The sequence below is a fragment of the Mycobacterium lehmannii genome (assembly GCF_001499925.1).
Classification (GTDB): Bacteria; Actinomycetota; Actinomycetes; order Mycobacteriales; family Mycobacteriaceae; genus Mycobacterium; species Mycobacterium lehmannii.
The window spans coordinates 1-7,614 of sequence record NZ_LQIR01000044.1 but is presented as its reverse complement, the minus strand read 5'-3'; the positions used below and the strand labels follow the sequence as shown (position 1 = coordinate 7,614).

The window sequence follows — 7,614 nt, the reverse complement described above, 5'->3', positions numbered from 1 at the left end:
GCCGCACGCAACGCGGTGATCGCGTCCTGCAGGTCGCTTCCCGACATGCCTCGAACATACATTCGACCACTGACAAAACAGGCCTGCAGAACGGTCGCGCGATTGATCAGCACCCGAGGTCGACGGTTACGCACTCTCGCTGGGGCGCGACCGTGCGCGAAGTGACGAATTTCCGCGGCGTGTCGGGTGCAGACGCGCACCGTCGCGGGAATGGGGAGGGCCGGATACGGCGATCACGTCCTGGTAGTGACCGAGGAGTTCGTCGCAGATCGCCGGCCAGGTGCGGGTCAGCACGCTGCGGCGCGCAGCGATTGAATACCGGTGCCGCTCGGCGATCAGATGCTCGACGGAATCGGGGAGGCGGGCCTCGAACTCGTCGACCGCCAACAGCAATCCGGTGCGATAGGGGGCGACGAGATCTCGCGGACCACCAGCGTCCGGGGCGATGACCGGCAGGCCCGACGCCATCGCTTCCTGCACGGCCTGGCAGAAGGTCTCGTGCTCGCCGGGATGCACGAACACATCCATGCTGGCGAATGCGGCGGCCAGTTCCCCGCCGTACAGGGCGCCGGTGAAAACCGCTGAGGGAAGAAGGCTTTGAAGCTTGGCGCGGTCGATACCGTCGCCGACGACGACCAGCTGCATATCGTCACGGCGTGCGAGCACCGCCAGCCGTTCGAGGTGCTTTTCCGGCGCGAGGCGACCGACGAACCCGACGATCGGCTTACCGTCGGGCGACCACCGCCGCCGCAGCGCGTCGTCGCGCGCCGACGGCACAAAACCGGTGATGTCCACACCCCGTGCCCACTTGTGCACACGCGGAATACCGTGCGCCGTCAGGTCTTCCATCGCGGCGGTGGACGGTGCGAGATTCCGGTCGGCTCGACTGTGCAGATGCCGTGTCCACGCCCACGCGGCGCGGGAGGCGAAGCCGACACCATAGCTCTCGGCGAATCCGGCGACGTCGGTCTGGAATACGGCCACGGTCGGGATACCGAGGTGGCGCGCGGCGTGCAGGCCGCCGTACCCGAGCAATGCAGGTGACGCCAAGTGCACGATGTCGGGATCGAATCCCCGTAGCACACCGACGATCCGGGGCCTGGGTACGCCGAGGGGCAGCGAGGTGATCTTCGGAAACATCCGCGAGGGCACGCGGTGAATGCGGACGCCGTCGTGCACGCATTCGGCGGGCGGTTCACCGCGCGGTGTGTCGGGAGCGATGACAAGGGCTTCATGTCCGGTGCGGCGCAGATGCTCGATCACCCGCAGGACCGAGTTGGTGACGCCGTTGACATTCGGGAGGAACGACTCTGCGACGATTGCCACGCGCACGACCGAATCGTCTCAGCGCATCCTGTCGCCAGGGTTGCGGCCAGGAATATGGCACGCGAAAAGCTGGTGCGCCAACGGGTGCTGCGGCGCGTTCACGTCGAGTATCGTGCGACCAGAGAAAGGGCGGTTGACATGCGGTTCTCGCGAGCACTGGCGATTTTGACGCTCACCGTGCTGCTCGCCGCCGTTGGCTGCACCAACCATGTCGCCGGCACCGCCAAGCGCGACGCCGCCCAAGCTCCCTTGAAGGTCAGCGAAGACGGTTTCGGAGTGGTGGCCGGATTCGACGACGCACCGGTCAGAATCGAGATCTTCACCGAGCCGCAATGCACCCATTGCGCGGACCTACAAGCCGATTTCGGCGATCAGCTCGCCTACTACATCGGGGTTGGTCAACTCAACGTCACGTACCGGCCACTGATCTTCCTCGACGAGGCGACCGACGGCCACTCGTCGCGGGTGAGCAACGCGCTGTTCCTCGCCACCGGTAGCGGCGCGAGCGGCACCCAGTTCCAGCGGTTCGTCGAAGAGCTGTGGGCCAACCAGGATCCGGGCGGGCGGGGGCCGACCGACGACGAAATGGCCGACATGGCCAGCGCGGCGGGCATGCCCGGCGAGGCCGTGAAGCGGGTCGCCAGTGGCGGGTCCGCGGTGAACATCGTCGAGATGGACGAGAGCAACTTCGGCTTCTTGTTCGACGTCGATCCCTTGGCCACCGGCACGCCGACCGTATACGACCTGGTCGCCGGCGAGAAGGTCGACATCTACGACAACGACTGGCTCGACAAGCTGATCCAGTCCTGATCGTCAACTCGCGCTCGACAACTCGGCTTCCCGATCCGGCGTCGGACGCGGTGAGGTTCTGCGCTCAATCAGCGTCAGGGCGGCCAGTGCGGCACTGGCGATCAGCCAGCCGACTACCGCGATCGAACTCGCCGGGATGATCGCCAACGCCGCGTTGCGGTGCTGCACGCGAACGAGATCCGGGTTGTTCGTGTCGTACTCGACGTAGATGTTCATCCCCGTCTCGAGCTCTGACGGATAGAGCACACCGAGCTCGGGACGGTAGGTGACGCGGTCGGGGGTGACGAACTCGATCGTCGACCGCCGGGGTCCGGCGTCGAGCACCTCGGCGGCGGCGACGCCCATGTGCCGCTCGATCTGGCGGTCATTGCGCCATGCGCCCAACACCATCAGCACCGACTGCAGGGTCACCAGGCATGCCGCGATCACGATGCCAACGCGGATGCGGCGGAACACTCGCTGACGGCGCGACTCGTCCGGGTCGGCGGCAAGCCGCGGCAGGAACCTGCGTGTCCACCGGATCGGTTTTCGCAGGCGGTCCACGGCCGTCCGTTTCGGTCCAGTTCCGCTCACAGGGCAGCCTTGATCGACGCGTGCAGCGCCCGCAGCGACGACCGGTCGGCCTTCACCTCCAGCACCCGCATCCCGTCGTGGGGTTCGTCGAGCGCCTCGGCCAGGTCGTCGGCCTCGAGTTGCCGGCTTTCGACGTGGTACGCCCGGCACAGCGCGCCCACGTCGACATCGTGGGGGGTGCCGAAGATCCGCGACGACACGTCGGAGAACCGCGGGTCGCCCTGTTCGAGCAGTTCGAAGATGCCGCCGCCGTTGTCGTTGGACACCACGATGGTCAGGTTGCGCGGCGTCGGCTCCGTCGGCCCGATCAACAACCCCGAGCTGTCGTGGACGAATGTCAGATCACCGAGCAGCGCGATCGTGCGGTTCGACCCGCTCCCGCCACCGGCGCGCTCGTGGGCGAGCGCGGCCCCGATGGCCGTCGACACCGTGCCGTCGATACCCGCGACACCGCGGTTCGACCGCACCTTGACCCCATGGGTGTCCATGCCGACCAACGCGGCGTCACGCACCGGATTCGACGCACCAAGCACCAACTGGTCACCGGGCCGCAGGGCGTCGGCCACCGCGGCGGCCACGTGCAGGCCGGTCTTGAGCGGGTGCGCCCGCAGCTGGCTGTGGACCGCCTCCATCGCGTGCCGGTGCACCTCGGCACACCTGGCGAGCCAGGCCGGGTCCGGTGCGCCCGTGGTGACCGCGCGGGTGCCGGTGGCCTGCGAGTTGCCCGACACGTCGGGCCAGCGGGGACCCGTGGTCAGCGCGTACACCGGCACCGACGGGTCGGCCAGCAGCGCCGAGACCGGCCGGTGCAATGTCGGGCGGCCGAGCATGATGACCTGTTTGGGCCGCATCAGCCGCAGCGCGAAGGGGTGCAGCGGGTTGTCGGCGGGTGGTGCGGTCGGCTCCGCGACGGTCGGCAGGACGGCCAGGTTCGGATGCTCGCCCGCGCCGTGCCCGGCGATCACGACGGTGTCGGGCGTCAGGTCGATGTCGAGCGGCTGGTCGAAGGACACCGGCGGTGTGTACGTCCACGGCTTGCCGCCGGGCCTGCCCTGCGGCACGTAGGTCACCGTCTCGTCGGCATCGGGCACGAGCGGCTCCCGCAGCGGGATGTCGAACTGCACGGGGCCCGCGTTGGCGGACCGAGAGCCCTTCGCCGCCACCAGGATTCGACATACCGCCGAACGCCACTGCGCGTTGAGAACGTCGAGGTGTTCCGGGGATTCCTCGGCCAGGCCCAGGCTGATCGACGCCCGGACCTGCGTGCCGAAATACCCCAGCTGTTCGAAGGTCTGGTTCGCGCCGGTGCCCAGAAGTTCGTAGGGGCGGTTCGCGCTCAGCACGACCAGCGGCACCCGCGCGTAGTTCGCCTCCACCACCGCGGGTCCGAGGTTGGCCACCGCGGTCCCCGACGTCATCGCGATGCAGACTGGGGCGCGCTCGGCGATCGCCAACCCGATAGCCAGAAATCCCGCGGTGCGTTCATCGATGCGGACGTGGAGCCGGAGCCGTCCTGCGCGGTCGGCGTCCTGTAACGCGAAGGCCAGCGGGGCGTTGCGCGATCCGGGGCACAGCACGACGTCCCGTACGCCGCCGCGAATCAGTTCGTCGACGACCACGCGGGCCTGCGCGGTCGAGGGGTTCACCACTACAGCTTATCGGCGAAGAAATCGAGCGCCGCTTTGTTGATCGCCTCGGGATGCTCGAGGAAGCCGAGGTGGCCGGCGTCGGGAATCTCCAGGTAGCGGCCCTTCGGGATCGCGTCGGCGACCTCGCGGCTCAGGTGCGGGGGCAAGACCAGGTCGTCGGCGAACCCGATGACCAGTGTGGGCGCCGTAATACTTCGGTAAGCAGGCAGCCGGTTGCCCTGCGGCCGGACCTCGATCTGCGCGCGCCCGCCGGGTGTGGGCTTGCTGGGCCACATGACGAACATGTCGATCCAGTCGCGGACCTTGGCGTCGTCGTTGAGCGTCTTGGGCGAAAAGCTTTCCAGCAGGCGTAGTTTCGCGTCGTACTTGGTGGGCAGCACCATGTTGGAAGCGGCGAGCTCGCGCTCGGCGTCGCGGAAGAACTCGCGGGTGCGGTCCTCGCGGCCGCGGGTGGCCATCAGCACCGCCCGGTCGACCAGGTCGGGCCGGGCCACCATCAGTTCCTGGGCGATGTATGAGCCCATCGACACCGACACGATGCGCACCGGCGCCGCGTCGAGTTTCTCGATCAGCGCCGCCGTGTCGGCCACCATCGTCTCGGTGGTGAAGCCGGTGGCGTTCTCGGTGGCGCCCACCCCGCGGTTGTCGAACGTGATGCAGCGGTAACCGGCGCGCTGGAACTCGGGCACCTGATGCAGGTGCCAGGTTCGGCCCGCACCGCCGTGACCGGCGATGAACAGTACCGATGGGCCGCTACCGCGATCGTCGAAGGCCAAATTCACCCGAACGACGGTACTCAAGTCCGCGAGCCTAGGCGCGGTCCGGGCCCTTCGGCAGATCGTGCATCTTGCATGACATGCGCATAGCATGAATATCTGAACCCCTCGATGACTCCGAGGAGGAAGACAAATGAAGGTCGCAATCAGCGGCGCCGGTGTCGCCGGACCCGCATTCGCCCACTGGATGGTGTGCGCCGGCCACGACATCACCCTGATCGAGAAGGCGCCGACCTTTCGCACCGGTGGCTATCTGATCGACTTCTGGGGCCTCGGCTACGCCATCACCCAGAAGATGGGTATCGAGGACGACCTCCATGCGGCCGGCTATCGCGTTCGCGAACTGCGCATCGCCGACGACAACGGCCGGGCGTCGGCCCGGCTTCGGGTCGATCCCATGCGCCGTGCGTTACGCGACCGCTACATCAGCCTGCCCCGCGGCGACCTGGCGGCTGCGATCTATCAGACCGTCGAGCCCGACATCGAGACCGTCTACTCCGAGAGCATCACCGCACTCGACAACCGGGCCGACGGCGTTACGGTCGCGTTCGAGCACCGCCCACCACGGCAATTCGACATGGTGATCGGCGCGGACGGGTTGCACTCCAATGTCCGGGCGCTGGCCTTCGGACCGGATGCGCGTTATGAGCACTATCTCGGCTGCCAGGTCGCGGCGTGCGTGCTCGACGGTTACCGACCGTGCGACGATCTGGTGTACGTGACGCACAACGTGCCCGGCCGTCAGATCGGCAGGTTCACACTGCGCGGTGACCGCACCCTGGTGCTGTTCATCTTTCGCTCGCCGACACCCACCCTGCCCACAGACCTCGATTCCTGTAAAGCGTTGCTGCGCAGGGAGTTCGCCGATGCCGGTTGGGAGTCTGCGCGGATTCTCGAGGCCCTCGACGACGTCGAAGACATCTATCTCGACGTGGTCAGCCAGATCCGCATGGACAAATGGTCGACCGGCCGCGTCGGGCTGATCGGCGACGCGGCGGCGTGTGTCTCACTGTTGGCGGGCGAGGGCACCGGGTTGGCCATCGCCGAGGCTTACGTCCTCGCCGGTGAGCTGACCCGGGCGGGCGACGACATCGGGGCCGCGTTCGAAGCGTACGAGAACCGGTTGCGCGGCTTCATCGGCGCCAAACAGGACGGCGCGCAACGGTTCATCTCCTTCTTCGCGACCCGGACCAAGCTCGGTATCTGGTTGCGCAACTTGGCGGTACGCACCATCGACATTCCGCCGGTCGGGAACCTGGTGATGGGCCGGATCCTGCGCGACGACATCGTCCTGCCAGAATACGAGCTGCCCGATAGAAAGCCGCGACGATGACACACGCCGGCACAGGGTCGAATACCGTTGCGGGACGGGAGGAAGCGGTGCCGTCGACCAACCCGGCCGTCGAGGCCAAACTGTCGGAACTCGAGCGCGCGACCCGCGGGCTACTCGCGCTGAACGTATCCGCGCTCGAGCAGATGGAGCAACGCATCGGGCTCGCGCCGCTGCGCGCGCTGCAGGCCCTGGAGCGGCTGGGCCCGAGCCTCGTCACGGGGTTGGGCGACGACCTAGGGCTCCTACCGTCCACCGCGAGCAGGCTCAGCGACCGCCTCGCCGATGCCGGTTACATCACCCGTCGGGTCGCTCCCACCAACCGCCGCGCCACGCTGCTCGAGTTGACCGACGCGGGACGCGCGGTGCTCGACGAGCTGATAGGGCTGCGCGTCGAGGCGTTCGGCCCGGTGATCCGGCACATGACAGAGGCGGACATCGCGGCGCTGATGCAAGGCGCAGGCGCCTTCACCGCCGCCTACCAGGAGCTGACCGAGCGGTCACAGGCCGACGGCCGCTGAGGCCGCGACGGGCTACGCCGCTTCGGTGAACGCGACGACCGGGATGCGCCGCTTTCCGGCGCGCTTCTCGTAGTCGGCGTAGTTCGGCACGAACTGTTTGGCCAGGCCGAACAGACGGTCACGTTCGGCTCCGGTGACCTCCTCGCCGATGAAGGTGCCCCGGTAGCCGCGCGCGGACAGCGTCACTCGCGGATTGGCTTTGACGTTGTGGAACCACGCGGGATGCCGGTCGCCGCCGTAGTTGGAGGCGATGACGATCACACGGCCGGCATCGGTGAAGTAGGTCAGCGGCGTGCTGCGTTGTTGGCCGGTCTTGGCGCCGGTGTGGGTCAGCAGCACCTCCGGCATCACCAGCGACATCGACACGCGACCATTGGTCAGGTTGATCACCGCGCGATCCAGCCGCCATCCGATGCGGCGCAAAAACCACCGAGAGGGCCCCAGTCCCATCACACGGGCGCCGGCACGGACGAACGACGTCGGCGGGTCGGGCCGCACTTCAGGTATGCCCACTCCCGCGACGGTATCTCACGTGCGGCCGCTCGCCGATCGCTAGCTGTTCTTCGCGGGCAGGTTGTGAACGTCGAGGCGTTCGATAGGTGACTTTCCCTTGATGCCGGTGTGGGGTC

8 protein-coding genes are annotated in these 7,614 nt (G+C 67.6%); 3 read left to right on the top strand and 5 right to left on the bottom strand.

Annotated elements, in window-relative coordinates:
* Nucleotides 1-126: 126 nt before the first annotated feature.
* Nucleotides 127-1,332, bottom strand: a complete 1,206-nt coding sequence (locus AU192_RS19390; protein WP_082694073.1) for a glycosyltransferase family 4 protein — start codon at nucleotides 1,330-1,332, stop codon at nucleotides 127-129.
* A 132-nt stretch (nucleotides 1,333-1,464) separates the two neighbouring features.
* Between AU192_RS19390 and AU192_RS19385 the strand changes: the two genes are divergently transcribed.
* On the top strand, nucleotides 1,465-2,136 hold the full coding sequence (locus AU192_RS19385) for a DsbA family protein (RefSeq protein WP_064399134.1): 672 nt from the start codon (nucleotides 1,465-1,467) through the stop codon (nucleotides 2,134-2,136).
* 3 nt (nucleotides 2,137-2,139) lie between these two features.
* Here AU192_RS19385 and AU192_RS19380 read toward each other — a convergent pair whose 3' ends face one another.
* Genes AU192_RS19380 through AU192_RS19370 form a run of 3 tightly spaced genes read right to left on the bottom strand, consistent with a single transcriptional unit; the run spans nucleotide 2,140 to nucleotide 5,140 of the window.
* Nucleotides 2,140-2,658 carry a DUF3592 domain-containing protein gene (locus AU192_RS19380; RefSeq protein ID WP_423202714.1) on the bottom strand — a complete coding sequence of 173 codons (519 nt, stop codon included), beginning with the start codon at nucleotides 2,656-2,658 and terminating at the stop codon, nucleotides 2,140-2,142.
* Nucleotides 2,659-2,705: 47 nt separating this feature from the next.
* Entirely contained in the window at nucleotides 2,706-4,355 is a 1,650-nt protein-coding gene (gene menD / locus AU192_RS19375) for a 2-succinyl-5-enolpyruvyl-6-hydroxy-3-cyclohexene-1-carboxylic-acid synthase (protein ID WP_064399133.1), read from the bottom strand.
* A gap of 2 nt (nucleotides 4,356-4,357) precedes the next feature.
* Entirely contained in the window at nucleotides 4,358-5,140 is a 783-nt protein-coding gene (locus AU192_RS19370; RefSeq protein WP_064399130.1) for an alpha/beta fold hydrolase, read from the bottom strand.
* 127 nt (nucleotides 5,141-5,267) lie between these two features.
* Here AU192_RS19370 and AU192_RS19365 point away from each other — a divergent pair, with 127 nt between their 5' ends.
* Both AU192_RS19365 and AU192_RS19360 read left to right on the top strand, forming a co-directional pair.
* Nucleotides 5,268-6,467 carry an FAD-binding domain gene (locus AU192_RS19365; protein ID WP_064399127.1) on the top strand — a complete coding sequence of 400 codons (1,200 nt, stop codon included), beginning with the start codon at nucleotides 5,268-5,270 and terminating at the stop codon, nucleotides 6,465-6,467.
* A gap of 47 nt (nucleotides 6,468-6,514) precedes the next feature.
* On the top strand, nucleotides 6,515-6,985 hold the full coding sequence (locus tag AU192_RS19360; RefSeq protein ID WP_064399125.1) for a MarR family winged helix-turn-helix transcriptional regulator: 471 nt from the start codon (nucleotides 6,515-6,517) through the stop codon (nucleotides 6,983-6,985).
* A gap of 12 nt (nucleotides 6,986-6,997) precedes the next feature.
* Here the strand turns inward: AU192_RS19360 and AU192_RS19355 are convergent, their stop codons facing one another.
* Entirely contained in the window at nucleotides 6,998-7,498 is a 501-nt protein-coding gene (locus AU192_RS19355; protein ID WP_064399123.1) for a nitroreductase family deazaflavin-dependent oxidoreductase, read from the bottom strand.
* Nucleotides 7,499-7,614: the final 116 nt, after the last annotated feature.